The following is a 15807-nucleotide window of genomic DNA, read 5'->3' as shown; positions in this document are numbered from 1 at the left end:
TAGTTTAGTTCTTGCGCTCGACGACGTATCGGGCGAACTCTTCGAGTGATTCTGTATTGTAGGGTATTGCTTCCAAGGCTTGAAGAGCTTCCTGTAACAGACTTTGTGCTTTATCAATAGCACCTTGTAACCCTAGCAGCGCTGGGTAGGTACTTTTATTGAGTTGTTGATCCGAGCCTTGAGGTTTACCTAGTGTCTCTGTATCGCTAACGATATCCAAAATATCATCTTGAACTTGGAATGCGAGACCAACGGCATCGGCATAGCGATCCAATTGTGGTAGTACCGCAAGCCCTTTTTCACCCGCCGCAAGCGCACCTAAACGGATTGCACAACGCATCAAGGCTCCCGTTTTATTGCGATGGATCTCTTCTAATTCCTGCACTGAAACCAGACGATTTTCCGCTTGCAGATCCAACGCTTGCCCTATACACATACCTTGAGCACCGGAAGCTTGAGCCAACATTTGGACCATCTTAATGCGGTTGACTTGCGCATGTTCTGCGAGTTGACCTTCTGCCAAAATAGTAAAGGCCAGTGTTTGCAGGGCATCGCCCGCTAAAATCGCGATGGCTTCGTCAAATTCGATGTGACAAGTGGCTTTACCGCGACGCAATTCATCGTCGTCCATCGCGGGAAGGTCATCGTGGATCAATGAGTAAGCATGAATACATTCTATTGCGCAGGCTGGGGTATCGAGTTCATCTGGCGTACAACCAAGCATTTGCCCTGTGATATACACCAAATAAGGTCGAGCTCTTTTGCCGCCAAGTAACAAACCGTAGCGCATCGCGTCAATCAACGGTTGTTTTTGGTGCGGTAAACGGCCTAACCAAAGGTTTAATTGGTCAATATTTCTTTGCTGATAGGAGCTCAGAGCCTCAATCATAGGGCACTCTTTCTACTAAGTTGTGGTATCTACTAGGTTACGATCGACCGTTTCCCTGTGACTTAATTGACAGGTTCAAGTCACATAGCGAGCGATGAGATCGATAAATATGAGTCAGGTAATAAGTATGTATCAGTAATACGTGCCTATTACTCAGGTAGTTCAGTAAAGTCAGAGAGTGGCGCGTCATCGCTCGCACTGAGCAAAATACTGACTCGCTGCTCCGCTTCACTTAACTTACTTTGTCCAGCACGAGCAAGGGATATTCCGCGCTCGAATTTTTTTAGCGCATCATCTAAGGCTAAATCGCCATTTTCTAGCTGTTCCACTAAGCTATCAAGTTCTTCGATTGTCGCTTCGAAGGACATATTTTCAGGTTTCTTGCTCGCCATAATCTTTTTATCTTGGTAAATATGCACGAAAGTTACCTTAGGGCGTAGTGATGGTCAAATTTAACCAACGATTTTTGTCTGAAAAGTCCCTCTTTTGGAACTGTCACTATCACAAATAATAAAAATAATAATACGATACTTAGCAACCAGACCGATATTTACTGAAATAGTGACGGTGACTCAGAATCTTGGCCATATCAGTGTGCTGGCAACAGTGCATCTTTGCTCAGTTTAGGTATAAACTGAATAGAGAGAATTTCGGTATGATCCAATAATTTACTTAAAGATTTGAATCTATTGCCGATAACGAGTTTAAACTCATTATCGCGGGTAAGCAGCATGAGGAGTGCTTTGTGGATTTAGCAACGCTGATAGGCCTGATCGGAGGCCTCGCTTTCGTTATCATGGCGATGATTTTAGGCGGAAGCCTGATGATGTTCTTCGACGTCACATCTATCTTGATCGTAGTGGGGGGCTCAACCTTTGTTGTTTTGATGAAATTCACGATGGGACAATTTTTTGGTGCAGCCAAAGTCGCAGGTAAGGCTTTTATGTTTAAAGCTGATGAGCCTGAAGATTTGATCGCAAAAATCGTGGAAATGGCGGATGCGGCACGTAAAGGCGGCTTTCTTGCGTTAGAAGAGATGGAAATTACTAATAGCTTCATGCAAAAAGGGATCGATTTGCTGGTGGATGGCCATGATGCTGACGTGGTGCGTTCTGCGTTGCAAAAAGACATTGTATTAACCGATGAGCGCCATTCTCAAGGGTCTGGTGTATTTCGTGCCTTTGGTGACGTAGCGCCAGCGATGGGCATGATCGGTACTTTGGTGGGCTTGGTTGCCATGTTGTCTAACATGGATGACCCTAAATCAATTGGCCCTGCCATGGCCGTTGCCTTATTAACTACCTTGTACGGCGCTGTTCTCTCGAACATGATTTTTTTCCCGATTGCAGACAAACTTGCTTTGCGCCGAGATCAAGAAAAGCTTAACCGTCGTTTAATCATGGATGGCGTTCTGGCCATTCAGGATGGACAAAACCCACGGGTCATTGATAGTTATCTGAAAAACTACCTCAATGAAGGCAAGCGTGTTTTAGATGTTGATAGCGAATAACGGAGCCTGTAATGGATGATGAAGAAGGCTGTAAATGCCCACCTCCCGGCTTGCCGTTGTGGATGGGAACCTTTGCCGATTTAATGTCGCTGTTGATGTGTTTCTTCGTACTACTGCTCTCTTTTTCCGAGATGGACGTACTGAAGTTTAAACAGATAGCGGGCTCGATGAAGTTTGCTTTTGGTGTGCAAAATCGTTTGGAAGTGAAAGACATTCCTAAAGGGACAAGCATCATTGCACAAGAGTTTCGCCCAGGCCGCCCCGAACCGACACCGATTGATGTCATCATGCAACAAACCATTGATATCACGCAGCAGACACTTGAGTTTCAAGAAGGGGATTCAGATCGAGCGGGTGGTGTTCAGCGTGAAGAAGGTCAATTGACGGGGGGGCAATCCCCTGAAACTTCAACGCAGAATAATCAAAATACTCAATCGGAAATGCAACAACAGCAAGCAGAATCTATGTCGCAAGAGATGGAAATTGTTGAACAGGACATCAAAAAAGCGTTAGCAAGAGAAATCGAACAAGGCGCTATTGAAGTTGAAAACTTAGGTCAGCAATTGGTGATCCGTATTCGTGAAAAAGGTGCGTTTCCCGAAGGTTCTGCATTTCTACAACCTAAGTTTCGTCCATTGGTTCGTCAAATTGCCGATCTGGTTAAAGATGTGCCGGGCATTGTGCGTATTTCTGGCCATACCGACAATCAAAGTGTCGATTCTGAATTGTATCGCTCAAACTGGGATCTTTCGGCTCAACGAGCGGTTTCTGTGGCGCAAGAGATGGAAAAGGTTCGTGGGTTTTCTCATCAACGACTCAGGGTGCGTGGTATGGCCGATACCGACCCAGTCGGCTCTAACGATACGGAAAGTGAACGTTCACGCAACCGCCGAGTAGAAATCAGTATCATGCAAGGTGAACCGCTGTACAGTGATGAAGTTCCATCCGTTCAGTAAGTTACGTTGGATTATGCAAAAACACATAGACGAGCGCTAAGGCTCGTCTTTTTTATGGTTATGACCTCGTGTATAATCCTGCGCCCTTAGCGGTGTATCAGTAGCAAGTAGAATGCGACCCATTGATTCACCACGTTGCCCAATCAGATTGCGAATAGAACTATGAAATTTATTGTTAAGCCCCATCCGGAAATTTTTGTTAAAAGTGACTCAGTACGCAAGCGCTTTACAAAAATTTTAGAGTCCAATATTCGTAATATCATCAAACGAAGAACAGAGTCGGTCGCGGTATTTAACCGTCGCGATCACATTGAAGTGGCTGCGCAAAGTGACCAATACTATCAAGAAGTCCTTGAAATTCTGACTCATACTCCTGGCATCCAGCAAGTGCTCGAAGTGCAGCAATCTGAGTTTAAGGATATGCATGACATTTACGAGCAAGTGTTAGCGCTCAGCCGTAATAACATCGAAGGAAAAACTTTTGTTGTGCGTGCTAAGCGTCGAGGAAAGCATGATTTTACCTCAATCGATGTTGAGCGTTATGTTGGTGGTGGTTTAAACCAAGCAGTTGAGAGTGCAAAAGTTCAACTTAAAAACCCGGACGTTACCATCAATATTGAAATAGCCGATGAATTGCTCAATCAAGTGATTGCCCGTTATAAAGGCTTAGGTGGTTTCCCTCTTGGCACTCAAGAAGATTTATTGAGTTTGATTTCTGGTGGTTTTGACTCGGGTGTATCAAGCTATTTACACATCAAACGTGGCTCAAAAGTGCATTATTGCTTCTTCAATTTAGGCGGCCCTGCGCATGAAATTGGTGTAAAGCAAGTGGCCCATTATTTGTGGAATAAATACGGTTCTTCAGCCAAAGTGCGTTTTATCTCGGTCGATTTCGAGCCTGTGGTGGCTGAAATCTTAGAAAAAGTAGACGATGGTCAAATGGGTGTGGTGCTAAAACGTATGTTTATGCGCGCCGCAGGCATGATAGCTCATAAGTTAAATATTGAAGCTTTAGTGACCGGAGAAGCGTTGGGTCAAGTTTCGAGCCAAACTCTAACTAATCTTCGTCATATTGATGGTGTGACAGATACTCTAATTTTGCGTCCTCTCATCAACTGGGACAAAGAAGAGATTATTAAAGTGGCGCGTGAGATTGGAACAGAAGATTTCGCCAAAACGATGCCAGAATACTGTGGGGTTATTTCAAAAAGCCCAACAGTTAAAGCGGTGAAAGCGAAATTAGAAGCCGAAGAAGCGAAGTTTGATTTCTCAATCCTAGAGCACGTAGTTTACAACGCTCGTCAAATGGATATTCGTGATATTGAGAAAGAGAGCCAAGAGCAAGCACCTGAAGTTGAACAAGTTGCCGCAATCGAAAAAGATGCGGTGGTGCTCGATATTCGTAGCCCAGATGAAGAAGATGATAAGCCACTGCTGATTGAAGGAGTGGAAGTAAAACATTTACCTTTCTACAAGCTATCGACTCAGTTTGGCGATTTGGATCAATCGAAAACATATCTCTTATATTGTGCGCGCGGTGTGATGAGCCGGCTTCAAGCTCTGTATTTGAAAGAGCAAGGCTTTAACAACATCAAGGTATATCGACCTTAATCGTTATCTCGATACAGAATCGACCGCTCACGTTTTCGTGAGCGGTTTTTTTATGGCTCCGACTTAATCACAGACATAAAAAAACACCGCCCATGGGCGGTGCTAAAGAATTTGACAGACAGGTCAAACAATAAATACAGGAAGTATATGTTTTGGTGCAGGGGATAACTGCACAAAACAGGATGGTAGAATTCTACCTCACTCGAAATACGAGTTTGCAAACACAACATCGCAACAAAAGCCAATTGATTCATAACTGAATCAAGCCGTTCAGGCCTTGTTGCGGGGTGAAATATAGAATTTCTCTAGCCGCTCGGCAATGGACAATTTATAATGTTTCAGATTAAAAAAACTAATCTAATTTTTGAGTGTACCTATGTCCAGAAGATTGCCACCATTAAACTCGCTGAAAGTGTTTGAAGCGGCAGCTCGCCAGCTGAGTTTTACTCGTGCTGCGGAAGAGCTATTTGTGACACAAGCCGCAGTCAGTCATCAAATCAAAGCGTTAGAGGAATTTTTAGGGTTAAAGCTATTTCGCCGTCGTAATCGTTCTCTGCTATTGACAGAAGAAGGGCAAAGTTACTTTCTCGACATTAAAGATATCTTCACCGCACTCTCTGAAGCCACCGATAAGGTACTAGAGCGCAGTGAGAAAGGGGCATTAACCATTAGTTTACCGCCGAGTTTTGCGATTCAGTGGCTCGTGCCGCGTCTGGCCGATTTTAACCAGCAAGAGCCGGATATTGATGTGCGTATCAAAGCGGTTGATATGGATGAAGGTTCGTTAACCGATGATGTGGATGTGGCGATTTATTATGGGCGAGGTAACTGGCCTGGTTTACGCGCGGATAAGTTGTATCAAGAGTTTTTGATCCCGCTTTGTTCTCCTTCACTGCTGCTAGGCCCTAAGCCTTTAGAAACACTGGATGATCTAACACGCCATACGCTGCTACACGATACTTCACGTAAAGATTGGAAACAGTTTGCCAAAGAGAACGATCTTGAAGGGGTGAATGTCAACCACGGCCCCATCTTTAGCCATTCGACCATGGTGCTGCAAGCGGCGGCGCATGGGCAAGGTATCGCACTGGGGAATAACGTGTTAGCTCAGCCAGAGCTGGAAGCGGGTCGCTTGATTGCGCCTTTTGACGAAGTGCTGATGACTAAAAATGCTTTCTATGTGGTCTGTCACGAGAAGCAGGCCGATATGGGGCGCATCGCCACTTTCCGTGATTGGATGCTCAAAAAAGCCAGAAGGGAACAAGAGGTATTGCTAGATGAAGAGTAAGTTATTGCTCACTATCGCGGCTTTTATGGCGGGCGTTGGTGTCGCTCTAGGAGCTTTTGCGGCGCACGGCCTAAAAGCATATTTAACCCCTTACTTGCTTTCGGTGTTTGAAACGGGAGTGCAGTACCAATCGATTCACGCTTTAGCCATATTAGCGTGTGGTATTTTGCTGCGTTGTCGTTTGGGATCGAAAGCACAAAAATATTTTTTCATTGCGGCAATTTGCTTTATCATCGGCGTCCTTTGTTTTAGCGGCAGTCTTTACGCTTTAGCACTCACGGGCATCAAGTGGTTTGGCCCGATCACGCCATTTGGTGGCGTGTTCTTTATGCTAGGGTGGGGAGTGTTTGGCTATGCAGCACTTAATATTCAAGAGGTGGACCAGTGAAACACGTAATGCTCTATTGTCGTGCAGGCTTTGAAAAAGAGTGTGCCGGAGAGATCCAAGATAAAGCGACTAAGCTAGAGGTTTTTGGTTTTCCTCGTTTGAAAAACAATACGGGTTACGTTTTGTTTGAGTGCTATCAGGCCGGTGATGCTGATAAGCTGATTAAAGAGATCGATTTCCAATCGCTTATTTTTGCTCGTCAGATGTTTGCGGTAGCGGCGGAATTTAGCGATTTACCTAAAGATGATCGTATTTCGCCTATCTTATCTGAACTCGCCGAACTTGAGGGTTTTCCGCGTTGTGGTGACATTCGCATTGAAACGCCAGATACCAATGAAGCGAAAGAGTTGCTCAAATTTTGTCGTAAGTTTACCGTGCCATTGCGTCAAGCGTTACGTGGCAAGGGGATTCTGTCTAACAAAGAGTCGGCGAAGAGACCTGTGCTACATGTCTGCTTTATTCAACCCGGCCACTGCTTCGTCGGGTATTCGTACACCAACAATAACTCGCCTTTTTTCATGGGTATTCCTCGTTTGAAATTCCCAGCCGATGCGCCAAGTCGTTCCACACTGAAGTTGGAAGAGGCTTTCCATGTGTTTATTCCTCGTGAAGAGTGGGACGAACGTTTGGCTCCGGGAATGTGGGCGGTAGACTTGGGTGCATGCCCGGGGGGCTGGACTTACCAACTGGTGAAGCGTTCGATGTTTGTTCATGCTATCGACAACGGCCTAATGGCTGAAAGTTTGATGGACACAGGACAAGTGAAACACCATGCCGAGGATGGTTTTAAATTTGAGCCGCCACGCAAGAACGTGACTTGGATTGTGTGTGACATGATTGAAAAGCCAGCTCGTGTTGCGCATTTAATGGGGCAGTGGATCCTCAAGGGTTGGGCGAAAGAAGCCATCTTCAACTTAAAGCTGCCAATGAAAGGGCGCTATGATGAAGTTTTACAAGATATTGAAAACCTAAAAGTTTTTCTGATTAAAAATGATGTAAAGTTCCGCATGCAGGCAAAGCATTTGTATCATGATCGTGAAGAGATCACAGTGCATGTCCAATGCTTGTCGAACATCTCTCCGCACTAATGCTCCAATAGGTTAATTTAACGCTCCTTTCTAGGAGCGTTTTGCTATTCTGGATGGGATACTTGCGCTGAAAAGCGAATGTCTTGCAAATTAAAACCGAGCTCTATATCGGTCTTTAGTGTGGCAATGTGTTTGCAGACTCGCGCCATATCGATCTGCTCATCAAATTTTTTACGGTATTTCTTGGCCAAATCAGCACTGGCGTAGGCCGCTTCTATGTCAGGAAATTGCGTTAATATCTCTTTTGCTGCTTTTGGACCAATGCCGGCAATGCCGGGAACTTGGCTTGAACTGATGCCCGTTAATCCCCAAAAATCGGTTAATTGGCTCGGCTTTACGCCAAATTCCTGTTCAATAAAGGGTTGATCTAACCAACGATGTTGAAAGTAGTCACGAATTTGTAAAGTGGGGGAGAGCAGTTGGCAATAGCCTTTATCGGTTGAAATGATCGTTACTTTTTCACCGTGGCTTGCCACTTTCGTGGCTAAGGTGGCCACCAAATCATCGGCTTCATCACCTTCCGAGAGCAGTGAATCAATCCCTAATTCCCACCATGCTTGCTGAATGGCGTCTAAGCCAAGTTGCAGTGCTTCTGGCATCGGCTTTCGGTTCTGCTTATAAGTCGGTAGAAGTTGTGCTCTCCAGCCCCGGTCTTGTAAGTGATGATCAAACACGGCGATGATGTGGGTCGGTTGAGCTTCATTGATGATACGGTGCAAGGTGCGCGAGGTTGTCTCTATGGTTCTTGCCATATCGTTAGGATCGGGTTGTGCGGAGTGCACCCGACGGATCAAATTCAAAGCATCAATGATGACAAGGTGTAAAGACATAACGACCAAAAAATAAGGGCTTAATAAGCCCTTATTGTAATGATCTCACTTAATATTGCCACTCATCCCCGGCATAAGTTATTTTTGCCTTTAATGGTTAATGGTTAATGGTTAATGGTTAATGGTTAATGGTTAATGGTTAATGGTTAATGGTTGCAATTTTATAGCAAGGTTCATAAGCACTGCCGCCGGGCAGCTTCATTCGGTGTTGTGCAACGAAGTCTTTTAGCAATAGATCCATTTTTTTCATCAATTGGGCATCGCCATCAATGATGAATGGGCCGTGACGTTCAATTTCTCGAATGCCTTCCGCTTTCACATTACCAGCGACAATGCCAGAGAAGGCGCGACGCAAGTTAGCAGCGAGTACTTCTGGTTTTTGGTTTAGGTGTAAATCCAAGTTGGACATACTGTCGTGAGTCGGTTCAAAAGGCAGTTGGAACTCAGGCTCGATTTTGAGGGACCAGTTGAAACTATAAGCATCACCACTATCTTTACGATGCTGACGAACCAGCGGCATCGCTTGGCTCATGATACGCGCCGCTTTTTCTGGATCATCAATGACGATTTGATAATGTTGGCGTGCTTTTTCACCTAATGTTTCGGCAATGAATGTGTCGATTGAACGGAAGTAGGCTTCGCTCTCTTTTGGCCCAGTCAGTACAATTGGCATTGGTTGGCTTGCGTTATCTGGGTGCATCATGATACCCAAAATGTACAGCAGTTCTTCCGCTGTTCCTGCTCCACCGGGGAAAATAATGATGCCGTGCGCCATTCGCACAAAAGCTTCTAGTCGTTTTTCAATATCCGGCATAATCACCAGTTCGTTCACAATCGGATTTGGTGGCTCGGCGGCAATGATCGACGGTTCGGTTAAGCCAAGATAGCGTTGTGCGGTATAGCGCTGTTTAGCGTGTCCAATGGCGGCCCCTTTCATTGGCCCCTCCATAGCACCTGGTCCGCAGCCTGTACAAATGTTCAGTTCACGCAAGCCCAGTTCATGGCCCACTTCCCGCGTATATTGGTACTCAGTAGGGTTGATAGAGTGTCCACCCCAACAAACCACTAAGTTAGGTTCAAGACCGGGAACCAAGGCGCTGGCATTACGCAAAATACCAAATACTAAGTTGGTGATGTGAATGGCATTGGTGAGATTTAGGCGCTGATTATCCGCCAGATGCATGTTGACATAAACGATATCGCGTAGGACCGAAAACAGATGTTCTTGAATTCCTTTAATGATCTGCCCATCAACAAAGGCATGTTCTGGTGGATTCGTCAGCTCTAGCTTGATACCGCGTTCACGGCGCATGACAGTGACATCAAAAGATTTATATTTTTCAAGAAGTTCCTTTGAGTTATCCGTATGGCTACCAGAGTTAAGTACCGCCAAAGTGCAGTTGCGATACAGTTGATATAGATCGCTCGACGCGGTCTTTTTTAGACGCTCAACTTCAAGTTGAGAAAGCAGATCCATGCTGCCTGTAGGGCTGATATGAGTAATCATACTGGCCTCCTTAGTTGAGAAGTAAGGAAAATGTCCACGCTACGACTAAAGTTGGTTTTTATATATACCCGCTTAGTATGGAGTATAGGTCATGGTTCGTTTAGTGGCGGATGTGCGATAGGACGACATAACTGATTGAAATTACAGTATCAATCTAGTTCTTTTCTCGATTGTTAGGAAATGTTTATGCAAGCAGAGTGTGATGTTAAGCACGCTTTAGTTTGGTTTTGTTCAAATAGCGACCAGTTAAGGCCGCGATTTGAATGGATTTCTTTTGTCTACATCCGATCCGGACTTGTGTTTATTTCCAAACCACTTGGTTAGGGCCGAAACTCTTGGCTTCTAGTAACGAGCGGCGTAAACGTTCAAGTACTTCCTCTGGTGTATCGGAGTCTTTAAAACAGGTACTCGCGGCTGAAAGTGTAATCGTAATACTCTTGTCTCTGAACTTGAAAGGGAGCCTCGATACATGACGTTGAATGTTTTTTACCACCTTGAAACAGTGATTATCTTCTTGATCGGGAAGTAAAATAATAAATTCTTCACCAGAGAAACGTGCCACGGTATCCGTATCGGATGCTTCTTTGGATATGGTGCGGGCAATAATTTTAAGGGCTTTATCACCTGCCGTATAGCCAAAGCTATCGTTGATAGTTTTGAACTTATCAATATCAAAGATTACGATTCGGAAAGTGTGTTGAGCTCTTATCCAGCGCCGATATTCCAGCTCAAGGTGGTCATTAAAGGCCGTGCGATTATAGACTTTTGTCAGTGGATCAAGCAGCAAGCGCTGAGACTGATCTTCCAATCGACGGCGATAATCTTGAGTGAGCTCAAACAGAGCTTCCATTTGATTTTTGCCATAATTTAAGCGTTCAATCAGTGCCTGCTCGCGTTGCTCTGCATGACTTAAGCGTTCAGAAAGTGACGCCATTTCGCATAATATAGGTGAAACGGAGAGCTTAAGATCGTCAATCGCCACAGAATCTTTGATTAGGGTTTGGCTTTGGGTAATCAAAGCGGCGAGTTCAGCATTCATCTCTTGGCGATGTTCAAAGTAACTCTGGCTTTGGTCTGCGTTGTGAGTGCTACTTTTAATGTGTTTTGTGAGTGATGAGTTGACCTGTTCTAAAAACTTCTCAGATGTTTTGCGCTCACTGTTGGTGCCATCAATCACCAGTTTTAGAATCTCTAACGTCAACTCTAAGAGCGTTGATGTCGATACGCCAATCAACAGCTTGGCACGAATATCTACCAGTAGTTCCCCTGATTCACCTTCAAAATCCAATTCAGTGATCAGGTGTTGCAGTTCATCGGATAGCTTGGTCAATAGCTCTCTATCCGCGACATGCAGCTCGCTGATGGCCGTATTCGGGTTCGCTGTTATTATTTTGATTGCACGTTCATAAATCCCAAGCAGTTGAATCGCTTGTTCGGCTTTAGGCTGAGCTTCTGAAAAACTGAGCAGATCACGCAAATCACGCTTAAGTTTGGCGGGTAGGCCAGCAACGCGAAGTAATGTTTCTCCACAATGTTTGATTTGAGAGTCCAAATGAGAGTTTTCTTTTTCCATAACCAAAGTTTGTTGCTTCAACATGCGCTCCAATACGGCTAAGCGAGGTATGAGCGTGCTTACGTCTTTTTGTTGCTCTAGAGCTTCACGAAGATCCGATAAATTAATATTTAGCTGATGATCATTACCCTGACACGCCAAGCTTAATGATGCGACGATCCGTTTTAGGACAGTATGTTCTCGTTTAAATTTGAACGAAGTGTCCCTGTGTGTCAAACGAACCTGTTCCAACTGAGTTTTCAGCTGCTGTAACTGTGTTTGAATATCCTGTTCGAGAGCGCCCATGTACAACTAAACTAAACTGCGAGGATCGTTAGGATCCTATTAATTGATTTATCGATAATAACAAATTAATTGCCCACGTCACTGCTTTAACACATTGAATGCCGAGTAATTACCCATCTTTTAGGAGTTTTTTGATGCTCTCCTCATTCTTATAAGAAGAATGCACTTTTATCAACCCTTGATTGATGGCGTGCTTGCATGATTTGCGAATATTGTTGGAGGCAAAACTAGCGGCTGGAGCGTTATCAATCGCTTTTAAGTAGACCCAATGGCTTGCTCCTTCTCTCATACTTAGCTCACGAGCCGTGTTGGTTGCCATCAGCAGAATATCGAGCAGCTCTTTATCATTAATCGCCATATAAGCTCTTGGCAAAAACGGGTAGTCGGCGATGCCCATCCGTATTGTACGATTTAAGCGACGTTCAGGTTGAAATTCATCTATCCATTGCTGAATTTGATCGAATGCGATTTCAGGCGGTGTATTGCGATCGGCATTCGGTTCGATATAGAGCAGATTGGAATCTGAAAAGTGATAAATCCGATTCGGTTCTTTGATTTTCGATTTTAAAAACTGACCAAATTGATGCTCCAATTCTAAGCCAGCTGAATAGCCATGTTCTAAGTACATGTTGCGCAGAAAGGGAATATCAATCATCACAAAGCGGAGGCGATCACTCAGTGGCTCGTGGATGAGTTCACCAATATACCACGGCTCAAAATGACGGCTGCTTTTTTGCATCGCTGAAGGAAGCTTAGCATTGAGCATGCGCAAGTTACGCAAGCGAGAGCGAGAATGGGTAAAGAGCGTGCTGTTGAGTTCATCGATTTCTTCATTTTGCAACTGGATAAGGTAGCCTCTACGCAGTAGCAGTAAAAATAAAATAATGGAGATGATAAACAGAATAAAGGCGATCTTTTTGAACTTATTATACTCTTCTTGAGTTTTGAGCAGCGCTTTTTCTTGCCCGACCAGATGTAAGGTTTGTTCTACAAACTCTTTTTGTTGACGAAAAGCATCTTCACTGATCTGATTGAGTTTTTCTTGGCGTATTTGCGATAGTGCATTGCTGCGTTTTATGTTCTCTAAGGCCTGTGCGTACTGACCGTTTTGCTCATAACCCAAGGCCAGTAACCGATAGGCATGCTCTTCAATCTCTTCATCTTGCATCGTTTTAGCAACGCTTAAGGCGTGTTGAGCGTTGCTGATGACCACATCGGCTTGCTTTTGGTGAAAGGCTAATCCTGAATGCAGTAAATAAGCCTGTGCCTTTAAACGAGGATAATCTTTCAGCTCAAGCAAGTCTTCAGCGCGAGTGAGATATTGGTCAGTTAATGGGTAGTTATAGAGATTAAGGTAGGTCGCTGCCAAACTAATACGCACTTCAATGATTTTTTCCAGATCATTGCGGCTCGTTTCGTGATCGATCACGTTGAAGTAGTGAACGAGCGCTAGATTGTATTTACCTTGCTGGTAATAGACATCGCCCATACGTTGCAATACATCAGCCAAGGCTGGCGACTTGTTATAGCCGTCATAAAAATCGGCGGCTTGAGACAAATGCTCTAAAGCCTTATCGAGCACTTTTCTTTCAAAAAAAAGCTGAGCCAGTAAGGTATTGGTTTTAGCGAGTAGGGCGCTTGAGTTGTTTTCAATCGCGCCCCAATAGGCAACTAGCAACTCAGATAAAGCACGATTGTAAAAGCCATGAGTGAGAAAATGTTGACCAATAACAATCTGATATTCAATCACGGTTTTCGGTGAGGAGATCGAATCAATGTAAGGCTTTAGGTCAGCAAAAAGCTTATTGGCCAGTTCGATATCATTGGCTTTTGAGGCAATTTCTGCTTTGAGCAGGGTAATTTTATAATCGAGACCTTTTGCCACGTGATCCGCATTTTTGATGGCATCATATTGAATGCTGATCGCGCGTAGCGCCTGCCGAGCGGCGCTTGCATCATTATTATTGAGCCAAATTAGACGAGTTTTGAGTATTTGTACATCCGTGGCTAAATAAGGCAATTGATAGTGTTGCGTGAGCTCTTCAGCAAGTTTTAACGCGGCCAGTGCGGCATCCATATTGTGCAACTGGAACTCTGCTTTGGCTAAAATCTTTAACGCATCAACGCTGCTGCCCGGTGTTCGAATCCGACTGTCGCTTTCATCGCGCGCCATCACTGATGATGATTTTTCTGATTTTTCGGCCAACTTGCGCTGAGTCAGATACTCAGTGGCTAGGGCTTTGGCTTGATTCGGTGAGATATCAATCAACCCATTGGCTTCATTTAACATTGGCGACGAGTAGATAGTGGCTTGTGAAGCCAATGAAAACAGAGCCAGAGTTAAACTGAGCAAAAGTGTCCAGCGCACGTTGATCATCCTAATGCTAATCCTTATTGACGGGCCATACGTTGGTTATGTGTTGGCCGTTCTTGTTCGGTTGAGCGAAATGGGTTGATATCCAAACCGCCGCGGCGAGTGTATCGAGCGTATACTGTTAACTGTGTCGGTTGGCAGTATTGCATAATGTCGGTGAAGATGCGCTCTACACACTGTTCGTGGAACTCATTATGTTCACGAAATGAGACGAGATAACGTAACAGTGCTTCTCGATCAATTTGTTGACCTTGATAATGAATTTCGACGCTGCCCCAGTCGGGTTGATTGGTGATTAAACAGTTCGATTTCAGTAAATGGCTGTGCAGTGTTTCATTGACTTGCTCACCACGCGCGGCACTTTTCAGTAAGCTGGCATCAAATTGGTAACTTTCAATCTCAATATCTTGTCCATCAATGCATTCACCTTGCATAGTTACAATCGCTTGGCCAGTGTAATCGGTCACCGGGTTGAGAGTGACACTAACTGGCGCGCCGGCACAGGCCGATAAATCGTTGGTTAAGCGCTGCGTTACTTCATCCCAACTGGCTACTTTGCTTTGGTTATAGCTATTGAGGTAGAGCTTAAAGGATTTAGATTCAATCAAACTAGCACTTGTCGCAGGGATAGAAACCTCGCCAATTGCCACTTGTGGTAACCCTTTTTCATTGAGCCAAGAGAGCTCGTACAAAGTCCAAATGTCACAGCCTTTAAACGGTAAGCTATCCCCCAAATGCAGATCATCACGGTTTAAGCTACGAGGGACAGGTTGCAATAAGCTTGGATCGTATTGTTTGGCGTAGTCGGTTTTTTTGCCAAGGGTTAACCCTGCCAGCGCTTTGGCATCGGAATATTTGCTCATACTTTCACGTCAATTCGATTAGAATAAGCAGAATTTTACGCAATCCTAGGGTTGCTGTCATCACACAAGGCAGCGACTCATCAATTTTGGAGCACTTCATGGCACAAACTGCCGAGCAAGCCTTACTTTCATTTACTCAACGTTATCTTGACGCTTACCAAACAAAGCATGGCGAGTCTCCTCGTAATGATGAGTTGGCTGAGTTGGATTCCCCTTGCGCAGTGATGAACGACCAAGACAGTGTGCTGTGGAAGCCCGTCGTCAGATCGGTTACAGCTGATTTTTCTAACGTAGAAGCAGCGATTGAATTGACTCTACATTCTGATATTAAAGCCTTTTATGGCGTACAGTTTTGTGCGGACATGCCCGCTAAATGGCAAGGCAACGAGCTCGCTCTATTGCAAGTGTGGAGTGAGGATGATTTTGTTCGTTTGCAGGAAAATATCCTTGGTCATTTGGTGACTCAGCGCCGACTAAAACTCAAACCAACCGTGTTTATTGGTGCAACCGATGCGGAGATGGATGTAATTTCGATCTGTAACCTTTCTGGCCATGTGTTATTAGAACGTTTAGGTACCGATAAACGCGACGTGCTGGCCGAAAGTGTGGCCGAGTTTTTCGCTAATTTAGAACCTGTGGTGTAAC

General features: G+C 44.6%; 14 protein-coding genes. 7 read left to right on the top strand and 7 right to left on the bottom strand.

The features are described 5' to 3' along the window. Nucleotides 1-4: 4 nt before the first annotated feature. Entirely contained in the window at nt 5-889 is an 885-nt protein-coding gene (ispA, locus tag AACU59_RS13630; protein WP_013857402.1) for a (2E,6E)-farnesyl diphosphate synthase, read from the bottom strand. 149 nt (nt 890-1038) lie between these two features. Then, nucleotides 1039-1281 carry an exodeoxyribonuclease VII small subunit gene (xseB, locus tag AACU59_RS13625; RefSeq protein WP_010319093.1) on the bottom strand — a complete coding sequence of 81 codons (243 nt, stop codon included), beginning with the start codon at nt 1279-1281 and terminating at the stop codon, nt 1039-1041. 353 nt (nt 1282-1634) lie between these two features. Between xseB and pomA the strand changes: the two genes are divergently transcribed. The 6 genes from pomA (at nt 1635) to rlmM (ending at nt 7730) form a co-directional block, all read left to right on the top strand. Next, complete coding sequence (gene pomA, locus AACU59_RS13620; RefSeq protein WP_017045579.1) at nt 1635-2399, top strand: flagellar motor protein PomA; 765 nt, start codon at nt 1635-1637, stop codon at nt 2397-2399. Between the two features lie 11 nt (nt 2400-2410). Further along, on the top strand, nt 2411-3355 hold the full coding sequence (locus AACU59_RS13615) for a flagellar motor protein MotB (protein ID WP_017044193.1): 945 nt from the start codon (nt 2411-2413) through the stop codon (nt 3353-3355). A 162-nt stretch (nt 3356-3517) separates the two neighbouring features. Next, a complete protein-coding gene (gene thiI, locus AACU59_RS13610; RefSeq protein ID WP_088728694.1) occupies nt 3518-4966 on the top strand; it encodes a tRNA uracil 4-sulfurtransferase ThiI in 1449 nt (482 codons plus the stop codon). 376 nt (nt 4967-5342) lie between these two features. Beyond that, nucleotides 5343-6254, top strand: coding sequence for a transcriptional regulator GcvA (locus tag AACU59_RS13605; RefSeq protein WP_026027676.1), 912 nt, complete (start codon nt 5343-5345; stop codon nt 6252-6254). After that, nucleotides 6244-6642, top strand: a complete 399-nt coding sequence (locus AACU59_RS13600) for a DUF423 domain-containing protein (protein ID WP_013857395.1) — start codon at nt 6244-6246, stop codon at nt 6640-6642. Before AACU59_RS13605 ends, AACU59_RS13600 begins: the two co-directional genes overlap by 11 nt. After that, on the top strand, nt 6639-7730 hold the full coding sequence (gene rlmM, locus AACU59_RS13595) for a 23S rRNA (cytidine(2498)-2'-O)-methyltransferase RlmM (RefSeq protein ID WP_017045575.1): 1092 nt from the start codon (nt 6639-6641) through the stop codon (nt 7728-7730). Before AACU59_RS13600 ends, rlmM begins: the two co-directional genes overlap by 4 nt. Before the next feature lie 44 nt (nt 7731-7774). On the opposite strand, the gene xni is transcribed toward rlmM, so the two are convergent. The 5 genes from xni to queF form a co-directional block, all read right to left on the bottom strand. After that, complete coding sequence (xni, locus tag AACU59_RS13590; protein WP_026028115.1) at nt 7775-8560, bottom strand: flap endonuclease Xni; 786 nt, start codon at nt 8558-8560, stop codon at nt 7775-7777. Between the two features lie 139 nt (nt 8561-8699). Then, nucleotides 8700-10067: a nucleotide 5'-monophosphate nucleosidase PpnN gene (ppnN, locus tag AACU59_RS13585; protein ID WP_094145014.1), complete on the bottom strand. Its 1368-nt coding sequence runs from the start codon at nt 10065-10067 to the stop codon at nt 8700-8702. A 301-nt stretch (nt 10068-10368) separates the two neighbouring features. Further along, nucleotides 10369-11925, bottom strand: a complete 1557-nt coding sequence (locus tag AACU59_RS13580) for a GGDEF domain-containing protein (protein ID WP_017044199.1) — start codon at nt 11923-11925, stop codon at nt 10369-10371. Nucleotides 11926-12034: 109 nt separating this feature from the next. Beyond that, complete coding sequence (locus AACU59_RS13575) at nt 12035-14302, bottom strand: tetratricopeptide repeat protein (RefSeq protein ID WP_094145015.1); 2268 nt, start codon at nt 14300-14302, stop codon at nt 12035-12037. A gap of 14 nt (nt 14303-14316) precedes the next feature. Beyond that, entirely contained in the window at nt 14317-15162 is an 846-nt protein-coding gene (gene queF, locus AACU59_RS13570; RefSeq protein ID WP_017045570.1) for an NADPH-dependent 7-cyano-7-deazaguanine reductase QueF, read from the bottom strand. A 98-nt stretch (nt 15163-15260) separates the two neighbouring features. On the opposite strand from queF, the gene syd reads away from it, so the two are divergent. Next, nucleotides 15261-15806: a SecY-interacting protein gene (gene syd, locus AACU59_RS13565; protein WP_176428526.1), complete on the top strand. Its 546-nt coding sequence runs from the start codon at nt 15261-15263 to the stop codon at nt 15804-15806. Nucleotide 15807: the final 1 nt, after the last annotated feature.

This window comes from Vibrio sp. V23_P3S9T160, from assembly GCF_963886625.1.
GTDB lineage: Bacteria > Pseudomonadota > Gammaproteobacteria > Enterobacterales > Vibrionaceae > Vibrio > Vibrio anguillarum.
Note: the sequence above shows the minus strand (reverse complement) of the source record. Positions and strands in the feature narration are given on the sequence as shown.